Origin of the sequence: Vibrio mytili, from assembly GCF_049563345.1 — a bacterium.
GTDB classification, from domain to species: domain Bacteria; phylum Pseudomonadota; class Gammaproteobacteria; order Enterobacterales; family Vibrionaceae; genus Vibrio; species Vibrio mytili.
In genome coordinates, this window is record NZ_CP110481.1 from 30,656 (window position 1) to 56,757 (window position 26,102).

At 45.5% G+C, this 26,102-nt stretch carries 19 protein-coding genes, 5 tRNA genes and 1 rRNA gene; 16 read left to right on the forward strand and 9 right to left on the reverse strand.

The features are described 5' to 3' along the window. Positions 1-67: 67 nt before the first annotated feature. Positions 68-183, forward strand: a 5S ribosomal RNA gene (gene rrf / locus ONE56_RS00130). 126 nt (positions 184-309) lie between these two features. Here the strand turns inward: rrf and ilvY are convergent. Continuing rightward, entirely contained in the window at positions 310-1,200 is an 891-nt protein-coding gene (ilvY, locus tag ONE56_RS00135) for an HTH-type transcriptional activator IlvY (RefSeq protein ID WP_331437312.1), read from the reverse strand. Between the two features lie 144 nt (positions 1,201-1,344). On the opposite strand from ilvY, the gene ilvC reads away from it, so the two are divergent. Next, on the forward strand, positions 1,345-2,829 hold the full coding sequence (gene ilvC, locus ONE56_RS00140; RefSeq protein WP_041156091.1) for a ketol-acid reductoisomerase: 1,485 nt from the start codon (positions 1,345-1,347) through the stop codon (positions 2,827-2,829). Between the two features lie 276 nt (positions 2,830-3,105). On the opposite strand, the gene ubiK is transcribed toward ilvC, so the two are convergent. The 4 genes from ubiK to ONE56_RS00160 form a co-directional block, all read right to left on the reverse strand. Next, entirely contained in the window at positions 3,106-3,357 is a 252-nt protein-coding gene (gene ubiK, locus ONE56_RS00145) for a ubiquinone biosynthesis accessory factor UbiK (protein WP_041156090.1), read from the reverse strand. Positions 3,358-3,503: 146 nt separating this feature from the next. After that, positions 3,504-6,626, reverse strand: coding sequence for a multidrug efflux RND transporter permease subunit VmeD (vmeD, locus tag ONE56_RS00150; protein ID WP_423840027.1), 3,123 nt, complete (start codon positions 6,624-6,626; stop codon positions 3,504-3,506). A 12-nt stretch (positions 6,627-6,638) separates the two neighbouring features. Further along, positions 6,639-7,745: a multidrug efflux RND transporter periplasmic adaptor subunit VmeC gene (vmeC, locus tag ONE56_RS00155; protein WP_423840028.1), complete on the reverse strand. Its 1,107-nt coding sequence runs from the start codon at positions 7,743-7,745 to the stop codon at positions 6,639-6,641. Positions 7,746-7,763: 18 nt separating this feature from the next. Further along, positions 7,764-8,345 (reverse strand): TetR/AcrR family transcriptional regulator, encoded by a 582-nt coding sequence (locus ONE56_RS00160; protein ID WP_423840029.1) that lies wholly within the window; start codon positions 8,343-8,345, stop codon positions 7,764-7,766. A 171-nt stretch (positions 8,346-8,516) separates the two neighbouring features. Between ONE56_RS00160 and rep the strand changes: the two genes are divergently transcribed. Then, positions 8,517-10,532, forward strand: a complete 2,016-nt coding sequence (gene rep, locus ONE56_RS00165; RefSeq protein WP_423840030.1) for a DNA helicase Rep — start codon at positions 8,517-8,519, stop codon at positions 10,530-10,532. Positions 10,533-10,626: 94 nt separating this feature from the next. Here rep and ONE56_RS00170 read toward each other — a convergent pair whose 3' ends face one another. Then, entirely contained in the window at positions 10,627-11,040 is a 414-nt protein-coding gene (locus ONE56_RS00170; RefSeq protein WP_041156085.1) for a c-type cytochrome, read from the reverse strand. 336 nt (positions 11,041-11,376) lie between these two features. Between ONE56_RS00170 and ONE56_RS00175 the strand changes: the two genes are divergently transcribed. The 5 genes from ONE56_RS00175 (at position 11,377) to ONE56_RS00195 (ending at position 11,939) form a co-directional block, all read left to right on the forward strand. Continuing rightward, a tRNA-Arg gene (locus ONE56_RS00175) sits at positions 11,377-11,453 on the forward strand. Positions 11,454-11,488: 35 nt separating this feature from the next. Further along, positions 11,489-11,564: transfer RNA gene (locus ONE56_RS00180), tRNA-His, on the forward strand. A gap of 70 nt (positions 11,565-11,634) precedes the next feature. After that, positions 11,635-11,711 (forward strand) — tRNA-Pro (locus tag ONE56_RS00185). Between the two features lie 51 nt (positions 11,712-11,762). Then, a tRNA-His gene (locus ONE56_RS00190) sits at positions 11,763-11,838 on the forward strand. Positions 11,839-11,862: 24 nt separating this feature from the next. Then, a tRNA-Pro gene (locus ONE56_RS00195) sits at positions 11,863-11,939 on the forward strand. Between the two features lie 314 nt (positions 11,940-12,253). Here the strand turns inward: ONE56_RS00195 and ONE56_RS00200 are convergent. Further along, positions 12,254-12,979 carry an HAD family hydrolase gene (locus ONE56_RS00200; RefSeq protein ID WP_423840031.1) on the reverse strand — a complete coding sequence of 242 codons (726 nt, stop codon included), beginning with the start codon at positions 12,977-12,979 and terminating at the stop codon, positions 12,254-12,256. 671 nt (positions 12,980-13,650) lie between these two features. On the opposite strand from ONE56_RS00200, the gene ONE56_RS00205 reads away from it, so the two are divergent. The 6 genes from ONE56_RS00205 to ONE56_RS00230 all read left to right on the forward strand — a co-directional run bounded on the left by ONE56_RS00205 (position 13,651) and on the right by ONE56_RS00230 (position 21,455). Beyond that, the gene (locus ONE56_RS00205) at positions 13,651-15,366 is read left to right on the forward strand and encodes an ABC transporter ATP-binding protein (RefSeq protein WP_041156084.1); all 1,716 of its coding nucleotides are present in this window, start codon (positions 13,651-13,653) and stop codon (positions 15,364-15,366) included. An 89-nt stretch (positions 15,367-15,455) separates the two neighbouring features. Then, positions 15,456-17,009, forward strand: coding sequence for an ABC transporter substrate-binding protein (locus tag ONE56_RS00210; RefSeq protein ID WP_041156083.1), 1,554 nt, complete (start codon positions 15,456-15,458; stop codon positions 17,007-17,009). A 178-nt stretch (positions 17,010-17,187) separates the two neighbouring features. Beyond that, positions 17,188-18,165: an ABC transporter permease gene (locus tag ONE56_RS00215; protein WP_331437306.1), complete on the forward strand. Its 978-nt coding sequence runs from the start codon at positions 17,188-17,190 to the stop codon at positions 18,163-18,165. A 2-nt stretch (positions 18,166-18,167) separates the two neighbouring features. Then, positions 18,168-19,124, forward strand: coding sequence for an ABC transporter permease (locus tag ONE56_RS00220; protein ID WP_041156082.1), 957 nt, complete (start codon positions 18,168-18,170; stop codon positions 19,122-19,124). A gap of 167 nt (positions 19,125-19,291) precedes the next feature. Then, positions 19,292-20,275, forward strand: a complete 984-nt coding sequence (locus tag ONE56_RS00225) for an SPOR domain-containing protein (protein ID WP_423840032.1) — start codon at positions 19,292-19,294, stop codon at positions 20,273-20,275. 172 nt (positions 20,276-20,447) lie between these two features. After that, positions 20,448-21,455, forward strand: coding sequence for a LacI family DNA-binding transcriptional regulator (locus tag ONE56_RS00230; protein WP_041156080.1), 1,008 nt, complete (start codon positions 20,448-20,450; stop codon positions 21,453-21,455). A gap of 152 nt (positions 21,456-21,607) precedes the next feature. Here ONE56_RS00230 and edd read toward each other — a convergent pair whose 3' ends face one another. Both edd and ONE56_RS00240 read right to left on the reverse strand, forming a co-directional pair. Then, entirely contained in the window at positions 21,608-23,404 is a 1,797-nt protein-coding gene (edd, locus tag ONE56_RS00235) for a phosphogluconate dehydratase (protein WP_423840033.1), read from the reverse strand. Beyond that, on the reverse strand, positions 23,401-23,928 hold the full coding sequence (locus tag ONE56_RS00240; protein WP_041156078.1) for a gluconokinase: 528 nt from the start codon (positions 23,926-23,928) through the stop codon (positions 23,401-23,403). Before ONE56_RS00240 ends, edd begins: the two co-directional genes overlap by 4 nt. Before the next feature lie 154 nt (positions 23,929-24,082). Here ONE56_RS00240 and ONE56_RS00245 point away from each other — a divergent pair, with 154 nt between their 5' ends. Then, on the forward strand, positions 24,083-25,459 hold the full coding sequence (locus ONE56_RS00245) for a GntP family permease (RefSeq protein WP_423840034.1): 1,377 nt from the start codon (positions 24,083-24,085) through the stop codon (positions 25,457-25,459). A 9-nt stretch (positions 25,460-25,468) separates the two neighbouring features. Beyond that, positions 25,469-26,080 (forward strand): bifunctional 4-hydroxy-2-oxoglutarate aldolase/2-dehydro-3-deoxy-phosphogluconate aldolase, encoded by a 612-nt coding sequence (locus ONE56_RS00250; RefSeq protein ID WP_423840035.1) that lies wholly within the window; start codon positions 25,469-25,471, stop codon positions 26,078-26,080. Positions 26,081-26,102 lie beyond the last annotated feature (22 nt).

A 26,102-nucleotide genomic window follows, 5' to 3' on the forward strand; every position in this document is an offset into this window, starting at 1 on the left:
ACGAGAAATACAAAACAGCTTTCCAGATTATTAAACTTGCTTAAGCAGTGAGTTTAAACCGAATTTGCTTGGCGACCATAGCGTTTTGGACCCACCTGACTCCATTCCGAACTCAGAAGTGAAACAAAATAGCGCCGATGGTAGTGTGGGGTTTCCCCATGTGAGAGTAGGACATCGCCAGGCTTTAAATTTCAGTTTTTAGATTTAGACAATCTGAAGACAATAGTTGAAAAAGCCCGCTCTTTGAGCGGGCTTTTTTGCATTTTTCGTTAGAAAAACTACCTGAGGGTAGGTAGTATAGCTGCCCGATCAGGGCGCTATGAATTTGCTCTCCGCTACTTCCCAAAATGCTTTTACTAATGGGTTATTTAATTGACTTTTGGTACAGCAGACACCTAATTCGAATGGTTTAATTGGTAAGACTTTTAAACGGTTTATTTTCTCTCTTACCGGGCTGTTGCTAATTACGACGTCTGGAGCAATTCCAACACCACAACCTAGCGCCACCATGCTGACAATCGCTTCGTGTCCTGAGGTTTGTGCGTAAATATTGGGCTTAATTTTCATTTGCTTCAACCAAATATCGGCTCTTTCTCTAGCAGTCCCAGCTTCAGGTAGAATAAAAGGAATTGCAGACCAATCCGGAGTTTCTTTTTGTAGTTCTTCAGCAAATGTGCTTATCCCCACGGGGGCGATAACAGAAAGTGGTACTTCACTAATCAACTCAAAGGCGATATTTGTTGGCAGTTGCTCAGGCATCGCTGAAATAGCAATATCAGCTTCATCGGCCAAAATCTTATCGATAGCTTGCGCAGGATCCCCAGTAGAGAGTTTGAACTCAATGAAAGGGTGCTGTAAGCGGAAATCTGAAATGAGTTCAGGAAGGTGGCTGTAACTGGCGGTCACAGAACAGAAGAAGCGAATTTCTCCTTTAAGCTCTCCTTCTGTGCCTTTGAGATGGCTTTGGTATTGCTGCCACTCCCCTAAAATTTTGAGAGCAACAGGTACAAGTTTTTTACCTTGAATCGTTAATTCAACACTGCGGTTATCGCGAACAAAGAGGTGCTGATTTGTTTCTTCTTCTAATTTCTGTATTTGTCGACTTAGCGCAGACGGACTGATGTGCATCGCAGATGCGGTTTTGACAAAGCTTTTACTGTCACACAGGTGAATAAAAAATTGTAAGCTTTTAATGTTCATTGAAGATGCAATTCCCATGTTGCAAAAAGTGCAATAAGTAATTGTGAATATATCACTTTGAGCAATGGTCTGTCTGCTTTAGTATGAACGTATTCGGTAAGATAAGTGCCGACCTCTTAGGAAGAATAGTAAAGGAGCGCCATGATGGCTAATTATTTCAATACCCTAAACTTGCGTGAGCAATTGGACCAACTTGGTCGTTGTCGTTTTATGGATCGCAGTGAATTTGCTTCAGAAGCAGATTACCTAAAAGGCAAGAAGGTAGTCATCGTTGGTTGCGGTGCTCAAGGCCTTAACCAAGGTCTTAACATGCGTGATTCTGGTTTGGATGTAGCGTATGCACTTCGTCAAGCAGCTATCGATGAACAGCGTCAATCATTTAAAAATGCCAAAGACAACGGTTTTGAAGTAGGTAGCTACGAAACGCTAATTCCCCAAGCAGATCTCGTTGTAAACCTTACACCTGACAAACAACACTCCAATGTTGTAGAGACGGTAATGCCACTAATGAAAGAAGGTGCAGCTCTAGGTTATTCACACGGTTTCAACGTTGTTGAAGAAGGCATGCAGATCCGTAAAGACCTTACGGTTGTGATGGTAGCGCCTAAGTGCCCTGGTACAGAAGTTCGTGAAGAATACAAACGTGGTTTTGGTGTTCCAACACTGATTGCTGTTCACCCTGAAAATGATCCAAAAGGTGAAGGCTGGGATATCGCGAAAGCATGGGCTGCAGCGACAGGTGGCCACCGTGCTGGCTGCTTGGAGTCTTCTTTCGTTGCGGAAGTAAAATCAGACCTAATGGGTGAGCAAACAATCCTTTGTGGTATGTTGCAAGCTGGTTCAATCGTATGTTACGAAAAGATGGTTGCGGAAGGCATTGACCCTGGTTATGCAGGTAAGCTACTTCAGTACGGTTGGGAGACTGTCACGGAAGCACTGAAGTTTGGTGGCATTACACACATGATGGATCGCCTATCTAACCCAGCTAAAATCAAAGCTTTTGAGCTTTCTGAAGAGCTAAAAGAGCTAATGCGCCCGCTTTACAACAAGCACATGGATGACATCATCGAAGGCGAGTTCTCTAGCACCATGATGGCTGACTGGGCAAATGATGATGTGAACCTACTAGGTTGGCGTGAAGAAACAGGTCAAACTGCGTTTGAAAACTACCCAGAAACAGACGTTGAAATCTCTGAGCAAGAGTACTTCGACAACGGTATTCTGATGATTGCTATGGTTCGTGCGGGCGTTGAGCTTGCGTTTGAAGCAATGACGGCGTCAGGCATTATTGATGAGTCTGCTTACTACGAATCTCTACATGAGCTACCACTTATCGCGAACACTATCGCACGTAAGCGCCTATACGAAATGAACGTTGTTATTTCGGATACAGCAGAGTACGGCAACTACTTATTTGCCAACGTTGCAACGCCACTATTGCGTGAGAAATTCATGCCTTCAGTAGGTACAGATGTTATCGGTAAAGGTTTGGGTGAAACATCAAACCAAGTTGACAACGCCACGCTGATCGCAGTGAATGAGAAAATCCGTAATCACCCTGTAGAGTACATCGGTGAAGAGCTTCGCGGATACATGACTGATATGAAGCGTATCGCGGTAGGTGGCTAAACTTCTTTGCTGTAGAGCTTAATTTCTTTGCCGGAAATACTTATTTGCTTATGTAAACGCTGTGTTTCCTCTTCGATATTAAATTTTACAGTATTGAAGCACTAAAAAATCCTCAGTCAGACTGGGGTTAAAATACAAAACACAACATCTAATAAAAAGGCTTGGTCGCCGTTGACCAAGCCTTTTTTGTTATCTTCTATATAGACCATGGAATTAGCGATAGCGCCTATGTTTGATTTCAATAAAAACGCTTCCCTATTTGGAAGCGTTTTCTGGTTACTTATCTGCTAACTTGGCTTCTAGCTCGGCTAATTTCTGTTCCATCTCAGTGAGCTTCTGGCGAGTGCGAAGCAGAACCTGAGTTTGAACATCAAACTCTTCTCGGCTTACTACATCAAGTTTATTGAGCTGGCCTTGAATGACTTGTCGAACTTTTTGGTCAACGTCTGCACCGAGCTCTTTTACTGGTTGTGGCATTGACTCGTGAATTTGTTTAGCGATTTGCTCTAATTTCTTTGGGTCAAACATAGTGGTGAAAACTCCTTATGATTTGTCCTCATTTTAAGTAATTGATACGGGAAAGTCGCTAGTTAGAGAGCAAAAAATCGAGACAAGTACAGCAAACATAAGGCAATAAAAAAGGCCACCGAAGTGGCCTTTTTAGTTATAGGTGATTAATGGTGGTCAGTAAGGCCTCGTTGCGCCGCTCTCGCTTCATCAACTCGCGCCAACTTCTCCAGGTCTTTGTCTTCTACAAACACTGGCAGAGGTTTATGCTTCTCAGCTAGGTAACTGTAGATGACTGGCAGTACAAACAATGTGAATAATGTACCGATAGCTAGACCAGAAACAATGACAATACCAATACTGAAACGCTGTGCAGCCCCTGCACCAGTGGCATACATCAGTGGTATTAGGCCCGCAATCATCGCTGCAGTTGTCATTAGAATTGGACGAAGACGAACTTTTGCTGCTTCCATTACTGCTTCTGTTTTACCCAAACTATTATGTAACTGTTCTTCTTTAGCCACTTCACAGATCAAGATCCCGTGCTTGGTAATCAAGCCGACCAGCGTGATCAATCCAACCTGCGAGTAGATGTTCATCGAAGCTGTGCCCCATGCTAACGCGATCAAGGCACCACATATTGCTAGCGGTACAGATACCATAATGACGATAGGGTCGCGGAGTGACTCAAACTGAATCGCTAGAACCAGGAAGATGATCGCCAGTGCAAGACCAAATGTTGCGTATAACGCACTGCCTTCAGTTACAAACTGACGAGACTCACCCATGTAATCGTGGTTGTAGCCTGCGGGTAGTTTGTTTTGTGCGATATCTTCAAACCAGTTAATAGCATCACCCATTGCAATACCAGGCGATGGAACCGCACCCACAGTCGCTGAGTTTAGCTGGTTGAAGTGTGGTAAAGAGCGCGGCTCTGCTACGACATCAATGGTGATTAAACTACCCAGTGGTACGGCTTTACCATCAACAGAACGTACGTAGTAGTTATTCATTGATTCTGGGTTTAAACGCCATTTACGTTCAACTTGTGGGATCACTTCGTATGAACGGCCATTCAGATCGATACGGTTAACATAACCGTCCGCCATCATGGTGCTGAGAGTGATACCAATATCTTGCATGGTCACGCCATAAGCGCCTGCTTTATCTTTATCTATCTTGATCTTCATGGTTGCTGAATCGTAGTTCAGATCCAGATCCGAATAGACAAACATCGGACTACTTGCAACATCTGTCAGAATATCACTAGCAATGGTAAACAAGCTCTCGAAGCTATTTGGTGTTGTAATGACAAACTGAACAGGCAGACCTGAGCCTGCACCAGGTAGTTCAGGCATTTGGAATGCAGTGACAGACATACCTGGAACACTTGAAACTAGCCCACCAACACGCTTAGTCACTTCAGATTGGCTCGCTTCTCGTTCACTCCATGGTTTTAATGTTGCTAGACCAAATGCTTGGTTTGAGTTTGGTATACCGTTAAATACCTGCGCGTACTCCACTTCTGGCTGATCAGACAGAATCTTGTTCACGTCATCCATGGTATTTTGGATATAGTCCAAGTTAGCATTTGATGGTGCTGTACCCATCAGTACAACGACGCCTTTGTCTTCAGACGGAGCCAGTTCGCTAGGAATAAACTTGAACAGCATTGGTAAGCTCGCAAACACAATTATCGCAAATGCAATGACAACTGGACGGTGAGCCATGACCGCTGCGAGCATTTTCTCATAGCGGTTAGTCATTCCATCGAGTATGTGATGTACTTTTTGCTCAAACTTGTTTGGTTGCTCGTTGGCTTTCAACATCTTTGAACACATCATTGGTGATAGTGTTAAAGCGATGATGCCTGATACAAACACCGAACCAGCTAACGTTAAAGCAAACTCCTTGAACAATGAACCAGTGATACCACCCATCAGTGCGATTGGCGCGTATACCGCCCCCAAGGTTAATGTCATTGCGATAACCGGTACTGCAATTTCACGTGTACCAATGATTGCTGCGCGGAATGGTGACTCCCCTTCTTTGATGTGCCGATCCACGTTTTCTAGCACCACGATCGCGTCATCTACCACCAGACCAATAGCAAGTACCATCGCCAGCAGAGTCATTAAGTTCCATGAAAAGCCCATCGCTTGCATAACCATCGCCACACCAATCAAAGAAAGTGGAATAGTCACGATGGGAATGAGTACCGCACGGAACGAACCAAGGAACAAAGTGATCACCACAAGTACGATCAGAGCTGCTTCAACAATGGTTTTCACAACTTCGTGAATAGATTCGTTGATTGCAATAGTGGAGTCGTACAGCACATTCATTTTAATGTTGCTTGGTAGGTTGCGCTCAAGCTGAGGCAGCAGTTCAAGTACATCGGCTGCGATGTTGATTGGGTTAGCACTTGGTGCAGCGTTGATCGCTGCAACTACTGCTTCTTGGCCGTTTGCACTTGCACGGTAAACGTCGTGACTCTTCTCAAGAGTTACCTTAGCGATATCACCTAAGCGAACCACGTCCCCTTCACCCGTTTTCACGACCAATGCTTCAAGTTCAGCAACGTTTGATACCTGAGTATCTGCACTACCATTATAGAGTACGAACTCGCCAATGGCTTGGCCTGTCGCGGATTGGTAGTTGTTAGCATTTAGAACGCTCATGACGTCCGTTGCTGTCAGCTTCAAAGCGCCCATTTTGGCTGGATCTAGCCATACGCGCAGCGCATATTTCATACCACCATAAAGGTCAACTTTTGAGACACCGTTTACAGTGAAAAACTGTGGGTTAATTACACGTTCAAGATAGTCGGTGATCTGGCTGGAAGATAACTCGTCACTGGTAAAACCAATGTACAATACTGCGGTTGTCGAGCCCGTCGACATCGTTACGGTCGGGTCTTCGGATTCTTTTGGCAGCTGGGAACGTACCGAGTTCGTTTTCGCTAAAATATCAGCCAATGCTGCGTTCGGGTCGGTATTCAACTTCATGTTGACGGTAATCGTTGATTTACCTAACACCGATTGCGAGGTCATATAGTCAATATTATCGGCTTGAGCAACTGCTTGCTCCAATGGCTGAGTAATAAAGCCTTGGATCAAGTTGGCACTTGCACCGTAGTAACTGGTGGTAACGGTAACCACCGTATTGGTCATTTCAGGGTATTCACGAACTTGCATTTTGAACACGGCTTGCAAACCAAGCAATGCAATCAAAAAGCTGATCGATACCGCCAAAACTGGACGTTTTATAAAAACATCTGTAAAGCGCATGATGCCTCCAGCTTAAAGCATTGGTGTTTCAGCAGGTGGGGTTGTTGCATCGCTTTCAACAATGCTCACTTTCGCGTGGTTGCTTAAACGAACTTGCCCGGATGTCACCACAATATCCCCTGGCTTCACGCCTTCGAGAATGTGGGCGATATCTTTAGAGCGTTCGCCTACTTTCACCACATGCTGTTTAACGCGTTTCTCACCATCTTCTTCCGTTACGATATAAACATTGTCGCCGTATAGCGTAAACGTGATCGCAGTTTGAGGTAGAGTTACCTGGTTTTCTAATTTAGGCAGAATGATGTTTGCACGTGCGAACATACCGCTACGCAGTTTGCCATCACTATTCGGAATATCGGCCTGAACCTGGATTAAACCACTTTGTACATTAACCGCAGGCTCAATGGCGGAAATAGATCCTTTGAAAGGCTGATCTGGGTAAGCATCAACAAAAATATCCACTTCTTGGTCAATATTGATACGAGAAATATCTGTTTGCGGTACAGTAAAGCGCAAGCGCATCACGCTTGTATCTTCAAGGCGAACAATATCAGTACCTGCCTGTAAATACTGACCTAGATAAACATTACGGATACCTACTACGCCATCAAACGGCGCTTTAATTGCACGTCGGTCGATGGTTGCTTTCAAGCTTTCAATATCTGCTTGTAAAGAGAAGTAGTTCGCTTCTGCTTCATCATACGCTTCTTTAGAAATAGAGCCTTTCTTGAATAACCCTTGATAGCGTTTGTATTTTGCTGCAGCTGCTGGGAGCCTCGCTTGTGAGCTCTTCAAATTTGCTTTTTCGACATCAGAATCAAGCAAAACGAGAGGTTGGCCAGCTTTAACTTGTGCGCCAGATTCGAAAGCGATGCTGTCGATAACACCGGTGGTTTCATTGGCAACGGTAACCCCTTGGTTTGGTTCGATGAAGCCGATTGCTTCTATGACTGGTACCCAATCAACCGCTTGTACTTCCGTAACGGTCACAGGGAATTCAGGCTCTGGGCGGTTTGCCATGTATTCAGCAATCTTCTGTTGCTTAAAGACATTGAAACCTATCACGCTGCCGAACAAAAGAACGGCGATAAGTAACATGAAAAAAGTCCACTTTTTCATTCTATTAAGAACTCCAAATTAGTGTTTAATAATTGCATCCCAACTGGCCTCAATGGCAGCCTCTAAGGCGTCATCATCCAGGTGGTAAAATCCAAATGCGTGTCTTCTAGCCAATGCTGAACATGCTTCAAAACTCAATCCAGCAAGGACATCATTGTCGAGAGGTTTAAAAATGTCTTGTTCTTTCCCTTGGTCAAAAAAACGATCGACTTGAGCAAACAATTGTCGTTCGATTTTCTGTGTCTCGATAGTTTCGGCCCGGGGTAAAGATTGATATTGAGCTCGATTACTGATGGTGCATAAGTTTGAAGCTGTAAAGTGCCAGACATTAAGCCACATTGTTCTATAACGCTCTTTCAAGGGCATTTCATCACTAACTCCAGCTTGCATAGCAGTGGCGATTCGTTTAGCAACATGGAGACGCACTTCCTCTAGAAGGATCTCTTTGTCTGCGAAATAACGGTAGATTGTCCCTGCTGCGACCCCTGCCTCATTGGCGAGCTTTTGCATCGAAAGACCTTGAAAACCTGATTCAGCAATGAGCTTTTCCGTAGCTGTGAGGATCTGTTCCCGTTTATCCCCGGTAGGGGGAGTGCTCATAATTCCACCTCAAATGAATGAACGTTCATTCATTATAACTTAAGATATAGGTTGATGTGCAACAAAATGTTTTTATTGTCTGCGTAAAATTTACCGCTAAAAAACACCGTAGCATTCATCAGTCCACCCCTTTATCATAGGCGGCATATATTTCATCCGCAGAGAACTTTTATGAAGCTGAACCCCAATCAAGATGAAGCCGTAAAATACGTGTCAGGTCCCTGTCTAGTGTTGGCGGGGGCTGGCTCAGGCAAAACACGTGTGATTACCAATAAAATCGCTTATTTGGTTCAGCAATGTGGCTACAAAGCTCGTAATATCGCTGCGGTAACGTTTACTAATAAAGCGGCACGTGAAATGAAAGAGCGTGTTGGACAAACGTTGGGCAAAGCAGAATCCAAAGGTTTGATGGTGTCTACATTCCATACATTGGGGTTAAATATCATCAAGCGTGAGTACAAACAGCTTGGATTGAAAGCGGGATTTTCTCTATTTGATGACCAGGACCAACTGGCGCTGTTGAAAGAGTTAACCGAAAAGCAGCTTGATGGTGATAAAGATCTGTTACGCCAACTGCTTAGTTGTATCTCCAATTGGAAAAATGACATGTTGACCCCAGAGCAAGCGAAAGCGCGAGCACAAGGTGAACAGCAACAGTTATTTGCTTTCTGCTTTGATATGTACCAAAAGCAGATGAAAGCTTACAACGCGCTCGACTTTGATGACCTCATTCTCATGCCCGTATTGTTGCTGCGTAACAACGAAGAGGTAAGGCAGCGTTGGCAGAGTCGAATTCGTTATCTATTAGTGGATGAATACCAAGACACCAACACCAGTCAATACGAGTTAGTCAAACTGCTCGTGGGGGAACGAGGTCGTTTGACGGTGGTTGGTGATGATGACCAATCTATCTACTCATGGCGCGGCGCCAAACCACAGAACTTAGTATTGCTTGGAGAAGATTATCCAAATCTGCGTTTAATTAAACTTGAACAGAATTATCGTTCGACAAGCCGTATTCTTCGTGCGGCAAACATATTGATAGCCAACAACCCACACGTGTATGAGAAGTCACTATTCTCTGAAATTCCGGATGGTGAGAAGCTGAAAGTACTGTTGGCGAAGAATGAAGAACATGAAGCCGAGCGAATTACCGGTGAATTGATCGCGCACAAATTTCTGAACCGTACTGACTATCGAGCTTATGCGATTTTATATCGTGGTAACCATCAGTCTCGTTTGATTGAAAAGTCCTTAATACAAAACCGTGTGCCTTATAAAATATCTGGAGGCACTTCCTTTTTTGCACGTGCTGAAATCAAAGACATCATGGCGTATCTTCGAGTACTGGTTAATCCAGATGACGACAATGCATTTTTGCGCATCGTCAACACGCCGCGACGTGAAATTGGCCCGGTCACATTAGAGAAGTTGGGTAGTTACGCCAATATGCGAGGCAAAAGCTTATTTGAAGCGAGCTTTGAGATTGGGTTAGAGCAGCACTTAACTGGGCGTGGATTAGAAAATCTGCGTCGTTTTACGCAATGGTTAGTGGCGATTGCTGATCAAGCGGAACGCGGCGATACCGTAACGGCGGTCCGCTCGTTGGTTCGGGATATCAACTACGAAGACTGGTTATATGAAACGTCGACGAGTCCCAAAGCGGCCGAAATGCGTATGAAAAATGTGTCTGATCTGTATTCTTGGATAGTCGCTGATTTGGAAGGCGACAATTATGATCAAGAAGAAAAAACTTTGAAAGAAGTGGTTCAGCGCCTAACTTTGCGCGACATGATGGAGCGTGGCGAAGAAGATGAGGACAGCGATGCTGTTCAACTCATGACTTTGCACGCATCGAAAGGTTTGGAATTTCCTTATGTCTACCTGATTGGATCGGAAGAAGGGATATTGCCACACCAAACAAGCATTGATGAAGATAACGTCGAAGAAGAGCGTCGCTTGATGTACGTAGGTATAACACGAGCTCAACGGGAGTTGACCTTCACGATGTGTAAAGAACGTCGACAGTTTGGTGAGCTAATTAAACCGACCCAAAGCCGTTTTCTTGATGAGTTACCTTTTGATGATGTTGAGTGGGAAGTGAACAAAAAGCCCGTTACGCAAGAAGAGCGCATGGCGAAAGGGCAAGCTCACATTGCTAACCTTCGTGCCATGTTTAAGAAGTAACAACCTGTTTAGGAAGTAACAACAAGTAGGCTTACTCATCATTAGCAAGCCTACTTGTTGTTCAAATAGGGACTTTAATAATAAAGCTCGCCGTTTATAGGCCTTCAGTCATATGGTCGATGGCTGCAGCTATCTCATCATCAGAACAATCCATACATGTCCCTTTCGCTGGCATTGCGTTAAAGCCTTCAAGTGCATGCTTGAGCAAGACATCTTTACCTTGAGCGATACGAGGCGCCCAGTCATCGGCGTTGCCAACCTTAGGTGCACCACTCACACCAGAAGCGTGACACGCAATACAGAACGTACCGTAAACTGCCGCGCCATCACGTGGCCCCGTCGGCTCTTCTTTAACTGGCTCGGCACCTGCTAGGTACACATCACCGACAGGTTTGATGCGCTCTGCAATCGCATCGTAATCAGTTTGGCTGATGCCGGAAGCTAGCGCTGCCGAAGAAAACGTTAAGGCAGCGAACAAAACGCTAATCATTTGTCGAGACATATCCATTAAACCCACTTCACATTCCCGAGGTAAGTGACTTACCTATTTATATAGTTAGAGTATTAGTGCCGAGTGGAGAACAAGGTTATAAGTGTCTCCATGGCATAGAATGATTAGACAACCTAGTTGCAGCTGTTAAATCAATGTAAATAATGAGTGATTATATCCCGAGAACTTGTTGCAATAAACAACAAGTTATCCATGACAGGGCGTGAATCACATCTAACCTTCAGTTTAAAGGCAGAGAACTGTCGAAAAAGAGACCAAACGATAAAAAAAGTTAAAAAAACACTAGACGGCATAGTGTGATATCCGTATTATTCCACTCCGCCGATAGGGCATGCGCCCGTAGCTCAGCTGGATAGAGCGTTGGCCTCCGGAGCCAAAGGTCGAAGGTTCGAATCCTTTCGGGCGCGCCATTATTCCCGGAGGGATCTAGTCGGTAAAATCAGTGGTGGCTATAGCTCAGTTGGTAGAGCCCCGGATTGTGATTCCGGTTGTCGCGAGTTCAAGTCTCGTTAGCCACCCCATTCTTTCTTTTTTAGAGAGAACAAGGTAGCATTGCTTCCTATCTTGATTTAAGTCAGGATAAAACTTAGTCGGTGAATAGCGCAGCTTGGTAGCGCATCTGGTTTGGGACCAGAGGGTCGGGGGTTCGAATCCCTCTTCACCGACCACTATTATTGGTTTATGGCTTATTATTAAGCGGTAAACATGACAATTTGATGGTGGCTATAGCTCAGTTGGTAGAGCCCCGGATTGTGATTCCGGTTGTCGCGAGTTCAAGTCTCGTTAGCCACCCCATTCTTTCTTTAAAGAATACACGATCGGTGAATAGCGCAGCTTGGTAGCGCATCTGGTTTGGGACCAGAGGGTCGGGGGTTCGAATCCCTCTTCACCGACCACCATTTAAAGCCTCGACAGAAATGTCGGGGCTTTTTTGCGTTTAAAGGTCCTAGGCGAGTGTGCTGGAAGCACAGTGTGAAACGTGATCTTTATATGTGTTGTTTTGGAATACTTATTACAGAATACAGAAGTATTTGATATTGAGTTGGATCGGTCGAAAATAATCCGTAATCCGTAATCCGTAATCCGTAATCCGTAATCCGTAATCCGTAATCCGTAATCCGTCATTTTGAGATTATATCCGCACCATCAATAATCCCTTCTAGGACCCTAGGACCCTAGGACCCTAGGACCCTAGGACCTTAAATTCCGCTTACTCTGCTAGCGTTTTAAGGATTTCTTTCAACTCGAGAGTGTCTCTCACTTCGTAATCTGGTTTGATATCGGTTGGATTGTTAGTCGCGGTTGGGTTTACCCAAACGCTCAAAATACCCATATTGTTTGCACCCGCGATATCTGCTGTGAGTGAGTCTCCAATGTGTAAGGCTTCTTCTGGAGTGACATCCGCTAAGCTCAGCGCTTTTTCAAAGATACTTGCTGCCGGTTTTTCTTCAGGCTCTTCCCCACCGACAATAATATGATCGACCCAATCGCTCATCTTTGTTGCTGCCAGTTTTGGGTGTTGAGAAAAGACGGGACCATTTGTGATCACTACCAGAGTGTAGTGTTGACGCAGATCGGCGAGCATCTCTTTGACACCGGGGAAAAAAGTAAACGCACTCATGCGTGCCGCGTCAAAATAGTTCTGTGCTTGCTGTGCGTGTTCAGTATTGATATCGATACCGTGTTCAGCCAAAATCGTTTGAATTAAGCCACAGCGAAAAGCGTTTTCATCCGGAAGTAAGGCCACCAGTTGGGGAAACTCTGCGTTAAGCTTTTTGTACACACCTTGTAGGTAACGGTGTAAGAACGCATCTGGTGCGGTGAGTGCTGGGTAGGTTGCTTGGATCCAATCTGCAAACTGTTGCCCTGCAACTTTGTCGGCCTGTGAAGTACCGCATAACGTCTCGTCCATATCAAAAAAAATCGCTTTAAGCACTGGGGTTCCTACCATCTATCGTTCGTTTATAGAACCAATTATCTATGATTTGGGCTGAAATGACACCCTAAAGCCGGTATTGGACTCTGCATCTAAGTGGAAAGCGCAAAACAGCGGGGTTGATAGTGAAATTTGCGATTTTTACGGATGAATAAATTGCAAAAATAACGCTGCTCTATAATAGGGATGAGTATTTGTTCTATTTTGTTGAACGGTTCACGTTTTGGCTTTATCGACCTCGGGTTGGCTGTGGTTTTTTATATTCATAGACTAGTTTGTGAGTGGTGCATTATCTTTATGTATTGCATTACATTCAAAACTTTGTTTTGTAGATGTTAAAAATCGCGTATGAATAGAGTGTTGTCATTAATAGTGATGAATCGTTTAATTTTGGAGCATTTTTCTGCTTTTATTGGTGCATGACGCACAAAAATAGCGTGACATTCGAGTGGATAAATACTTGTTAATGCATTTTTATTCGCTTTTTGTGCGTCTGTAAGAGGTTTTCCCGGCGGATTATACTTTAATTGTTGCTTTTTTGTGTTATTTTTGCCACATTGTTACCGCATTTTGTTTTCAGATTATTATTCTGAATTTGAACGGATTCATTCGGGTGATGAATGGTGCTGCGGCACGATTCGATACCACAGACAAGGCAGTAGAGGTCTGAAATGTCACTATTAGAAGTGAAAAACCTTCGCATTGAATATCCATCCCGTCACGGCATACACGCCGCCGTGAAATCGCTCTCGTTTCATATTGATCGTGGCGAAATTGTGGGTGTTGTTGGCGAATCAGGGGCGGGAAAGTCCACCGTTGGTAACGCTGTTATAGATTTGCTAAGCCCTCCGGGTCACGTGGCCAGCGGTGATGTTTTCTTGGATGGAGAAAAAATTTCTGGTTTGTCTCCAGAAGCGATGCGTAAGGTGCGCGGTTCGAAGATAGGTTTTATTTTCCAAGACCCAATGACCTCTCTTAACCCATTATTTACGGTTGAGCAGCAACTGAAAGAAACCATTCATGCCAATATGAAAGTTTCTGATGAAGAGGCTTATCAGCGTGCGCTTTCTCTGATGCAACAGGTTGGTATTCCTCAACCTGAAAATCGTCTCAAGCAATACCCGCACCAATTCTCTGGTGGTATGCGTCAACGCGTGGTCATTGCCATCGCACTTGCTGGTGAGCCAGATCTTATCATTGCTGATGAACCAACTACCGCATTGGATGTTTCTATTCAGGACCAAATCTTAGGCTTGATTCGTGAACTGTGTATCAAGAAAAACGTAGGATGTATGTTGGTGACACACGACATGGGCGTGGTCTCGAATGTCACTGACAGAGTCGCGGTTATGTACCGAGGTGACCTGGTTGAGTTTGGTCCGACGGCGAAAGTTCTGGGCAACCCTGATCACTCTTATACTCGCAGCTTGATTTCAGCCGTACCGCGCTCAGACATGAAGTTGGATCGCTTCCCTCTAGTGAGTTACATCGAAGAAGCGGCCGAAATGGCGCCGATCGATATCAAGAACCACTGGCTAGGCCAAAGCCAAGATGAGCGTGAGTATACAGGCCCTCTGTTGGATGTAAAAAACGTTAACTTACGCTTTGTCACTAAAGATTCTTTGTTTGAAAGTCGCCGTGAGTATGTGCAAGCCTCGAACAACGTCAGCTTTGAAGTTCACGAAGGGGAGACGTTTGGCTTGGTTGGCGAATCTGGTTCCGGTAAATCGACCATAGCACGCGTTATTGCAGGGCTGTATGAACCAAACTCAGGCCAAGTGAAATTTGAAGGCCTTGATCTGACGGCAATGAAATCGGAAAAAGAACGTCGCCCGGTTCGTCGTCAAATGCAGATGGTGTTCCAAAACCCTTATACGTCAATGAATCCGCGTATGAAAGTCGCGGACATCATTGCTGAACCGATCCGTTTCCATAAATTAACCAAAAACGAATCAGAGACACGTCAGATCGTGAATGACTTGCTTGATCACGTGGGTTTGGGGCGTATGGCTGGTTTGAAATACCCACATGAATTCTCGGGTGGTCAGCGCCAGCGTATTTCTATCGCTAGGGCATTGGCGACTCGTCCTCGACTGCTTATTTGTGATGAGCCGACATCGGCGTTGGATGTATCGGTACAAGCACAAATTCTTAATTTGCTGAAAGATCTGCAAAGTGAACTGAACTTAACGATGTTGTTTATCAGTCACGATTTACCCGTGATTCGTCAAATGTGTGATCGTGTAGGGGTCATGCAGATGGGGACTCTACTCGAAGTCGCACCGACCGAGCAGCTCTTTACCGCCCCTCAACACGAGTACAGCAAAAAACTGATTTCCTTGATGCCAGAATTTACTGGCTTGAGAGAAGACATCAAAACGGCATAAACCAAGTATTTCGCTTGGCTGATTTTTAGCCTTAACAGACGCAAACACAACAGTAAGGGACTCGATCCCAGCATGAAGGAGTTATGCAAATGAAAACCATGAAAAGCAAATTAGCAGTGGCGCTAATCGCAGCGGGTTTAAGCTTTAACGCATTAGCAGCTGATATTAAAGTTGGCTATGCAGCTGACCCGGTATCTCTTGACCCACACGAGCAGTTGTCTGGCGGTACGTTGCAAATGTCACACATGGTATTTGACCCATTGGTTCGTTTTACTCAAGAAATGGATTTTGAACCTCGTTTAGCAGAAAGTTGGGAACGTATTGACGACAAAACCGTCCGCTTCAAACTGCGCGAGGGTGTTAAATTCCATTCAGGCAATACATTAACAACGGACGATGTCGTGTGGACGTTTGATCGTCTACAGAACTCTCCAGACTTTAAATCCATCTTTGAACCGTATGAAAAAATCGTCAAAGTCGACGACTACTCGTTCGACTTAGTGACGAAAAACCCATACCCATTGGTACTGCAAACGGCCACTTACATCTTCCCAATGGACAGCAAGTTTTACACGGGCAAAACAGAAGATGGTAAAGACAAATCTGAGGTGGTCAAACACGGTAACTCCTTCGCCTCAACACACGTATCTGGTACTGGTCCATTTATCGTTACATCACGTGAGCAGGGTGTAAAAGTAGAATTTGAACGTTTTAAAGACTACTGGGATAAAGAATCAAAAGGTAATGTAGACAAGTTGACTCTAGTGCCTATCAAAGAAGATGCAACCCGTGTAGCAGCGCTGCTTTCTGGTGGTGTTGATATGATTCACCCTGTGGCACCAAACGATCACCAACGCGTGAAAGACGCAGATGGCATCGATTTGGTGACGCTACCTGGTACGCGTATCATCACGTTCCAATTGAACCAAAACAGCAATGAAGCGCTGAAAGATGTTCGCGTTCGCCAGGCGATCGTTTATGCGATCAATAACGAAGGCATCGTGAAGAAAATCATGAAAGGCTTCGCGACGGCTGCAGGTCAGCAAAGCCCAGCTGGTTATGTTGGTCACAATGACGCACTCGTTCCTCGCTACGATCTGAAAAAAGCCAAAGAGCTAATGAAAGAAGCAGGCTATGAAGATGGCCTGACACTTACCATGATTGCGCCAAATAACCGTTACGTGAATGACGCAAAAGTGGCTCAAGCTGCGGCTGCGATGCTATCTAAGATCGGTATCAAGGTTGATCTGAAAACCATGCCTAAAGCGCAATACTGGCCAGAGTTCGACAAGTGTGCGGCGGATATGTTGATGATTGGTTGGCACTCAGATACGGAAGATTCAGCAAACTTCAGTGAGTTCCTCACTATGACTCGCAACGAAGAAACGGGTCGCGGTCAGTACAACTGTGGTCACTACTCAAACCCAGAAATGGACAAAGTAGTGGAAGCGGCAAACGTAGAAACCGATCCTGCGAAACGTGCTGAAATGCTAAAAGGCGTCGAAGCAACGTTATACAACGACGCAGCATTTGTACCGCTACACTGGCAAAGTGAAGCATGGGGCGCGAAGTCTAACGTGAAAGCCGCAGACATCGTTAACCCAATGGTTATGCCTTACTTCGGTGATCTAGTGGTTGAGTAATCACCCTTTGTCGTTAAGTCGTTAGAGGGGGCAGCGTCCCCCTTGGTGAGCCTCGTAACACATCAACGTGTATGAGGCTCAATCTTGGCTCAGTTTTATTTCAGTCGGATTGAGCTGGTTTAAAGACTGAATTTTCTCTCTTATTTATAGAGACTTATGGATAGTTAAGGGGCAAGGAATGTTTTCGTTTCTGGTCAAGCGCCTGTTTCAGGCACTGATAGTGATGTTTGTGATCAGTTTGGTGGCGTTTTCCATTCAGGATAACCTGGGTGATCCGCTGCGTGAGCTTGTAGGTCAATCGGTTTCAGAGTCGGAGCGTCAAGCGCTGCGTGATGAGCTGGGCCTGAACGATCCCTTTATCACAAAGTACACTCGCTTTGTCGGTAATGCACTGCAAGGTGATTTAGGTACATCTTACTTTTTCAAGCGACCAGCGGTTGAGGTGATTCTCGATAAGCTGGTAGCAACGCTAGAGTTGGTTTTTGGAGCGACACTGATCATTATTGTCTTCTCTATACCACTCGGAGTTTATTCTGCCATACACCCAAAAAGTATCTTTACCAAATTTGTTATGGCCATGAGTAGTGTCGGGATTTCGATCCCCGTATTTCTGACCGCCATTATGTTGATGTATGTATTCTCCATCGAACTCGGTTGGCTGCCGTCCTATGGGCGAGGTGAAACCTCCAATCTGCTTGGTTGGGAGTCGGGTTTCTTTACCATTGATGGTATTAAGCACCTCATCCTGCCGTGTATCGCACTCGCTTCTATCATGCTGCCGCTGTTTATTCGTCTTGTTCGCTCCGAAATGCTAGAAGTGTTGAGCTCAGAGTACATTAAGTTTGCTAAAGCAAAAGGCCTGAACTTACAAAAGATTTACTACCAACACGCTCTAAAAAATACCATGCTACCAGTTCTGACGGTAGGTGGTGTACAAATCGGTACTATGGTGGCCTACACCATTCTGACTGAAACCGTATTCCAATGGCCGGGTACCGGGTTCCTTTTCCTTGAGGCAATTAACCGTGTTGATACACCGTTAATCACAGCCTACGTCATCTTTGTTGGTTTGATCTTCGTGGTAACCAATACCATCGTTGACTTGCTGTACGGCATCATCAATCCAACCGTGAATCTAACAGGAAAAGGAGCTTAATCATGAGCCTATCAAATCCAGTCTCTGCGCCTGAAGCCGCTCCTTCAGCTTGGCAGCGTTTTAAACAATCAGATTTTCTGTATTACTTCAAGCGCGACAAAGTCGCGATGGCGAGTTTTACGATATTTTTGATGTTTTTAGTTTTGGCTCTTGCTGCGCCTATTTTGTCACCAACGGATCCGTATGACTTAACGTCTATCGACATCATGGATTCAGAACTGCCGCCATCTTGGATGGCAGAAGGGGACGAACGTTTTGTGCTCGGTACGGATGAGCAGGGCCGCGATATTTTATCTACCATTCTTTATGGCTCACGTTTGTCACTGACGATTGGCTTTCTTGCCGTTGGCTTGCAGTTGATCCTCGGCATCATCATTGGTCTGTCTGCAGGTTACTTTGGTGGACGTATCGACAGTTTCTTGATGCGTTTTGCTGATGTTCAGCTATCGTTCTCGACCATGATGGTGGCGATTATTGTTTCAGCGATATTTAAAGCCAGCTTTGGTAGTGACTTTTACAGTCAATATGCCGTGGTGATGCTGGTGGTTATCATCGGTGTAGCCGAGTGGCCACAATATGCGCGTACGATTCGAGCATCGGTACTGGCTGAGAAGAAAAAGGAATACGTAGAAGCGGCGCGCGTGATGGGCTTTAAAGCGCCACGCATCATGTTCCGTCACATCCTGCCGAACTGTCTATCACCAATCTTGGTTATCTCGACAGTACAGGTAGCGAACGCAATCATGTCAGAAGCGGCACTCTCTTTCCTTGGTTTGGGATTACCCGTCGATCAGCCTTCGCTTGGTGCGTTAATCAGTATTGGCTTTAACTACATTTTCTCCGGCGCTTGGTGGATCACTGCTTTCCCTGGTGTTGTATTGGTTACACTAGTATTGGTTATTAACCTGCTTGGTGACTGGTTACGTGATGTCTTTAACCCTAAGCTGTACAAAGGTTAAGAATCGCGTTATTCAGGGTTGTTAATTCACCTAATTCCTTCCTAAACTAAGAGCCGGATGAATTTCCGGCTCTTTTTTTGCTTGTTGTTCTTTATGTTTAAGTATGTTCACCATTTTTTGGCGCTCTGACGCCATATGATTTTATCCATTAGTTTAGAGTGAAGCGCATGGAAATGAAGAAGGCACCACACCCATTTCGTCTTATCCAATCAAGCCTTAGCCTAGGTGTGCTACTAATATGTGCCCAGCTTTCTCCTCCCGCTTTAGCGGACGAGTTTCTTTGTCAGGCTACGCAAGCCAGTGACAAACAGTTGCCGGTCCTTGAACAAAGTTGCCCTATTGGCAAAGGGGTTTGGGGAAAGAAAGTGCCAACAGGCAATCCTGATTTTTATTGGATTCAATGCGGCTTGTTACCAAAACCGATGTCACTGGCTAAAGCAAAACCAATTTATAGTAAAATCACCACCGATGTCTGGATGAAGCCAGAGTCAAATGGTTACCGTTGTCTGATTGGTCCTTATACTTCGTTTTCCAGTGCTTCGACGGATTTACGCAGTGTCAAAACCTTGTCGAGTTATAAAGAAGCCTTTATTCGTGTTGTCGGGCAAAACCATGCTCAGGTTAGCACTCAAAATCAGTCAGCCGAGATACCTACACCTGCTGCGGTTTCCGCTGCGCGTGCCAATACCGACGCGTTTAAAGATACGACGAGTAAAACAACAGCCAATCAATCCACCTCGTCAACACCGCAGTCAGAAAAAGCTAAGTCTGCTACGGTAGCGCCAGTAGCCAAATCAAAACTAAGCTCCATCAGTAATGAAGCGATTTCGGTACGGTTAAAAACCGTTCTGCAGGGCAAAACCTACGTCGTTCCTTATCTTGTTGAAAATCATAACCAGTTCTATATGGAGTACGGCAAACCGTGGAACCGACTTAATTACACGGATGCCACTCGTGTCTGCCAACAGATTGGCATGACTCTGGCAACAGAAGCGGAATTTAAGCAATTAAGAAATTCAGGCGTGATGGAGAAAAACAACTGGCCAATACAGCTACCTTATTGGGGCAAAGATAGAAAAGGGTTGTTTATGGACCGAGATTCTAACCAATTAACGGGCACATCATTACTGAATGTGATGTGTGTACAGTAACCTTGGTTGCGAATAGATAGTGTTGATCATCCTGTTGTTACTCGTCATTTAGCAGGGAACAAACGCGCAGTTGGCTTCTGATTTTTTTTGCCCCCCGAGCTTAATCAACTTGTTGTTGTGCTTGGGATTGGTCATAATGTTACAAGTAACATTATTAATAAGTAACACATTTATGGCTCAGCAGAGTAAAAAATCACGTACGACACTCCAAGATATCGCTGAACACGTTGGCGTGACTAAAATGACGGTCTCGCGTTATATGCGTAACCCTGATTCTGTGGCAGAAAAGACTCGGGAAAAAATTGCCAGCGCAATTGAAACAATGGGTTACATCGAAAATCGTGCACCAGCGATGTTGTCAAAGTCATCGAGCAAAGCGATCGGGATTTTGCTTCCTTCTTTGTCTAACCAAATCTTTGCCTCGTTTGTTCAGGGTATTGAGATGGTGACTAAAGCGAATGGCTACGAGACACTTTTAGCTCACTTTAGCTACGATGAGCTGGAAGAAGAACGCAAGATTGCTTCACTGCTTTCCTACCAAGTTGATGGCTTGATTTTAACCGAAAGTCACCACACACAACGTAGCGTACAAATGATCAAAAACTCGGGTATTCCGGTAGTGGAGACGATGGAATTACCAGAGAATCCCATTGATATGGCGGTGGGCTTGGATCATGAGGACGCCTCTTATTGTGTCGTTAAGCGTATGTTAGGTTCAGGCAAACGCACCATCGCTTACTTTGGCGCGCGTTTAGATACGCGAACACAACTACGGATGAGAGGCTATGATCGCGCAATGACAGAGGCGGGCCTTGAGCCGAAGCACGTATTAACGGGAGAGCATTCGAGTTTTTCATTAGCTCATGACTTACTGGCTCGTGCGCTGGAGACGTACCCAAACCTGGATGGTGTATTCTGTACCAATGATGATATTGCTATTGGTACAATACTCAGCGCCCAACAGCGCGGTATTCAAATCCCTCAGCAGTTAGCGGTTGTGGGTTATAACGCGTTAGACATTGGGCAAACTATTAGCCCGAAATTAACCAGTGTGGATACGCCTCGTTTGGAGATTGGCAAGAAGAGTGCTGAATTGTTGATTGCGAGACTTAAAGGAGAAGCGCCATCGACTTTGGTGGTTGATATGGGATATGACATCACGGCTGGTGAGAGTGTGTAACCTCTTGTTAAAGAAAAATAAAGCGGAGTGACCAGCACTCCGCTTTGCTGTTTAGGCCCTACACAGTAAAAAAGCCCAACAAGCGCTGTCCAGAGGGGGCGAGCGAGACGCCCTCATCCTAACAAAATTTAACCGCCAAACCTCAACAGACCCTAGACAATGAAGCTTGCACCTTGATCGGCACTGGACACATTTTGACGGATCACCTCAAACAACCCGCGCCCCCAAGTTTGCTGCATCGACTCGGTATTTACCGGAATCATCTCTCGGCCAGAGGTGTCGGCCAAGTTGTTCAATTCGCCTGTTTGGCAATCAAGGCGAATCAAATCGCCGTTACGCACCAAACCAATCGCGCCGCCACGAATAGCTTCGGGTGAGACGTGAATCGCAGATGGAATTTTACCTGATGCACCAGAGAGTCGACCGTCCGTGACCAAAGCCACTTTGAATCCAGTCTTTTGAAGATTGCCTAAAATCGGCATGAGTTTGTGCAGTTCTGGCATGCCATTCGCGGCCGGGCCATTGTGCGTGACCACTACGACGCAATCTTTATTCAATTCGTTACGCTTGTAAGCGGCTTCCACTTCATGTTGACACTGGAAAACGACGGCAGGTGCTTCGATGATGCGTTGTTCGTCTTTGACCGCAGAGACTTTTACCACCGCCTTACCCAAATTGCCCTTGAGTACGCGTGTGCCGCCTGTATTTTGGAAGACGTGTTCAGAAGCGGCGATAACGTCCGGGTTTTGGCTGCCTTGGCAAGTGGCCCAAATCAGTTTACCGTTAATCATGTTTGGAATGGTCATCTGGTCAGAAAATGTACCAAATACGGGTTTGACATCGCAATGCAGTAGTTCTGATTCATTTAATCGGTGCAAGAGTGCGGGGACGCCTCCAGCGGCCTGAAACGCATTCATATCCGCTGGCCCGTTGGGATAAACTCGTGCTAATAGTGGCACAACGTCAGAGAGCTCACTGATATCTTGCCACGTCAGTAAAATACCGGCTGCCCGTGCCACGGCGATCATATGAATCGTGTGGTTAGTGCTGCCGCCAGACGCTAATAGTGCGACGATACCGTTCACTAAGCTCTTCTCTGTGACGACTTCAGCCAAAGGTCGGAAGTTACTAGAGCCTGTTGTCATTGAGGCTATCTTCAATGCGGCGTGTTCGGTCAAGGCGTGACGTAGTTCGGAGTGCGGATGGATGAACGCTGAGCCTGGCAGCATTAGTCCCATCGCTTCAAAGACCAGCTGATTAGTGTTCGCGGTGCCATAGAATGTGCAGGTTCCGGATGAGTGGTAAGATCGGCACTCCATATCGAGTAAAGCATCTTTATCGACCTCGCCCGCAGCATATTTTTGGCGAACATCAACCTTTTCTTCATTGCTGATGCCTGTTGCCATAAGCCCTGCTGGTATAAATGCGGTTGGCAGGTGGGCGTACGATAGCGCGCCCATCAGTTGTCCCGGGGCAATTTTATCGCATATCCCTAAAAGTAGAGTGGCATCAAATACGTTATGACTTAAAGATAGTGCGGTAGATTGGGCTATCAAGTCACGCGAGAACAAGGACATATCCATACCAGGTTGCCCTTGTGTCACACCATCACACATGGCTGGAACACAGCCTGCCACTTGGGCTGTGTGTCCATATTGAGCTAATGCTTGTTTGATGTGTTGTGGGTAAGTTTGGTAAGGCTGATGAGCACTTAACATGTCGTTATAGGCACTGATTAATGCGATATTCGAGTGAGTAAAATCAAGAAGACTCTCTTTCTCACTGGCACAGGATGCTGCCACGGCATGGGCTAAATTACCGCAAGATAATCCAGTACGGCCCTTACCGGCATCGGCTTGAATTTGTGCTCGTGCTAAAAATGCTGAGCGAGCTTCGCGACTGCGCTCGATGAGACGAGCTGTCACATTGATAACAACGGAATGGGTCATGATGCCTCCATAACCGAGTGTTGTTTCAGTAGCGCTTGAGCTGAGCGCTCGACGACGGCATGAATGTCACCGTCAATACTGACTACGATGGTTTTTGGTTCATTATCTGGCCGTTCAAGTGCATCAAATTGGCTCTTCACCATGCTTTCTTTCATAAAGTGCCCTTGACGCATTCGCATACGATTAAGAATGAGTGACATATCGCCATCAAGAAACAAGAAAGTCACGTTACTGTTACCTTCACGGATTTGATCGCGATACACCTTTTTTAGAGCAGAACAAACAATAATACCGTGTTCATTCTTACTTTCTAAGCTATAGGCGGCATCACGAATTCGTTCTAGCCATGGCTTACGATCGTCATCATTGAGAGGTTGACCTGATGCCATTTTTTGAATATTGGCTTTTGGATGCAGGTCATCACCGTCGATGAATTTGCGCCCTAGTTTTTTTGCTAACATATCGCCAATTGTGCTTTTTCCACTCGCACAAACGCCCATAACGATGACACTACTACCAGCCATAACTTATCCTCATAACTAAAGTTGCGCGTGATCTCAATTTTTGAATTCACTTTAAAATATGGGTTTATCTTATTCATGTTATCGGTAACATGTTACCGGTAACTTAGATAAATGTGAACCAAAACACAAACAATAATATTTAAAGGTGAAACCCATGGAGCACTTAACCCAAGTCCCAGATCCTACATTTCTACTCATGGTTGCAGGCTTTGCTATTGCTGCCTTACTTGTTCTAATTATTAAGTTAAAAGTCCACGCATTTGCCTCCCTCACTATGGTGAGTTTAGCGACGGCTATCATAACGGGTGTCCCTTCTGAAGATGTTGTCCCAACCATGATGGGCGGCTTCGGTGGCACACTTGCTTCTGTCGCATTGCTGGTTGGTCTAGGCGCGATGATTGGTAAAATTTTGGAAGTGACTGGCGGAGCTAAAGTTCTCGCTGATACCCTAATTGGTCGTTTTGGCAAAGAGAGAGCGCCTTTCGCGCTAGGTGTGGCCTCGTTAATGTTTGGTTTTCCGATCTTCTTTGATGCAGGTCTTGTGGTTATGATGCCAATCATTCTTAGTGTGGCGGCGCGTTTTGGTGGGTCGCCACTCAAATACGCATTACCTGCAGCGGGTGCGTTTGCGGTCATGCATGCGTTTGTGCCACCGCATCCTGGTCCAGTGGCAGCGGCGGAGTTTCTTGGCGCAAATATTGGCCTACTACTGATGGTCGGTATCTTGGTGGCGATTCCAACTTGGTACATTGGTGCTTACCTATTCGGCCTTTACGCAGGTAAGAAATTTGAAATCCCATTGTCCAAAGCTTTCTTTAATAGCGAAGTCATTGTGGATGAAAACAATGCGCCAAAATTTGTTACTGTCCTGACCATTTTGGTGCTTCCTGTTCTGCTGATCTGTCTTGATACCGTTTTAAATACCCTTACCGTAGCAGGTACTATCGATGGCAATGCACCGCTGGTTGAATTTTTGCGTATGCTAGGTAAAACCCCGGTTGCGTTGCTGATCACTTTGATGGTTTGTCTTGCCGTGTTCACTAAAGATTACGGAATGGCTAAACTGGAGAAGCTGTGTGGTGAGTCATTAGCTCCCATTTGTGGTGTTATCCTAGTAACCGGTGCTGGCGGTATGTTTGGTGGTGTCTTGCGTGCAAGTGGTATTGGTGATGCACTTGCCGGGGTGTTAACAAACACTGGTATGCCTGTGGTTGTTGCGGCATTTGTGATTTCAACCTGCCTTCGTGTCGCTCAAGGTTCCGCCACGGTTGCTCTCACCACAACCGCGGCTCTGATTGCACCAGTTGTCGCGGTGACGACGGGGCTGAGCGAACTTGATCTCTGCTTTATCGTGATTGCAATTGCGGGTGGCGCTACTGTGCTTTCGCACTTCAATGATTCTGGCTTCTGGTTAGTGTCTCGCCTGCTGGAGATGGATGAGAAAACGACATTAAAAACTTGGACGGTAATGGAAACATTATTAGGCAGTATCGCGTTTATTATCGTCGCAACATTAAGCTTTATTCTTTAGAGGTTACTCATGAAAACTCTTGAACAACGATTAAGAGAGATAAAAATCGTCCCTGTTATCGCCATCAACGATGTTGATCAGGCATTACCGTTGGCAAAAGTGCTGGTAGAAAACGGCCTACCATGTGCAGAAATTACATTCCGTACAGACGCAGCGGCTGAGTCCATTCGTATCATGCGTGAAGCGTACCCAGACCTGCTGATTGGCGCAGGTACGGTGTTGACCACACAACAAGTGGATATCGCAATCGAAGCGGGCGTGGACTTTATCGTTAGCCCTGGCTTCAACCCAACTACAGTGAAGTACTGTCAACAACGAGGCGTGACTATTGTCCCGGGCGTGAATAACCCAAGTCTTGTTGAGCAAGCGATGGAAATGGGCTTGCATACACTTAAGTTCTTCCCAGCAGAGCCATCTGGCGGCGTTAACATGCTAAAAGCACTTACGGCGGTTTATCCAGTGAACTTCATGCCGACTGGAGGCGTAAGCCCTGCGAACGTTGAAGATTACCTAGCGTTGAAATCGGTTGTTGCATGTGGCGGTACGTGGATGGTGCCAACAGTAATGATGGACAATGGCGATTGGGACGGTATTGCAGAGTTGGTTCGTGCGGTTAAGTAATTTACGTTAACGTGATAAAACC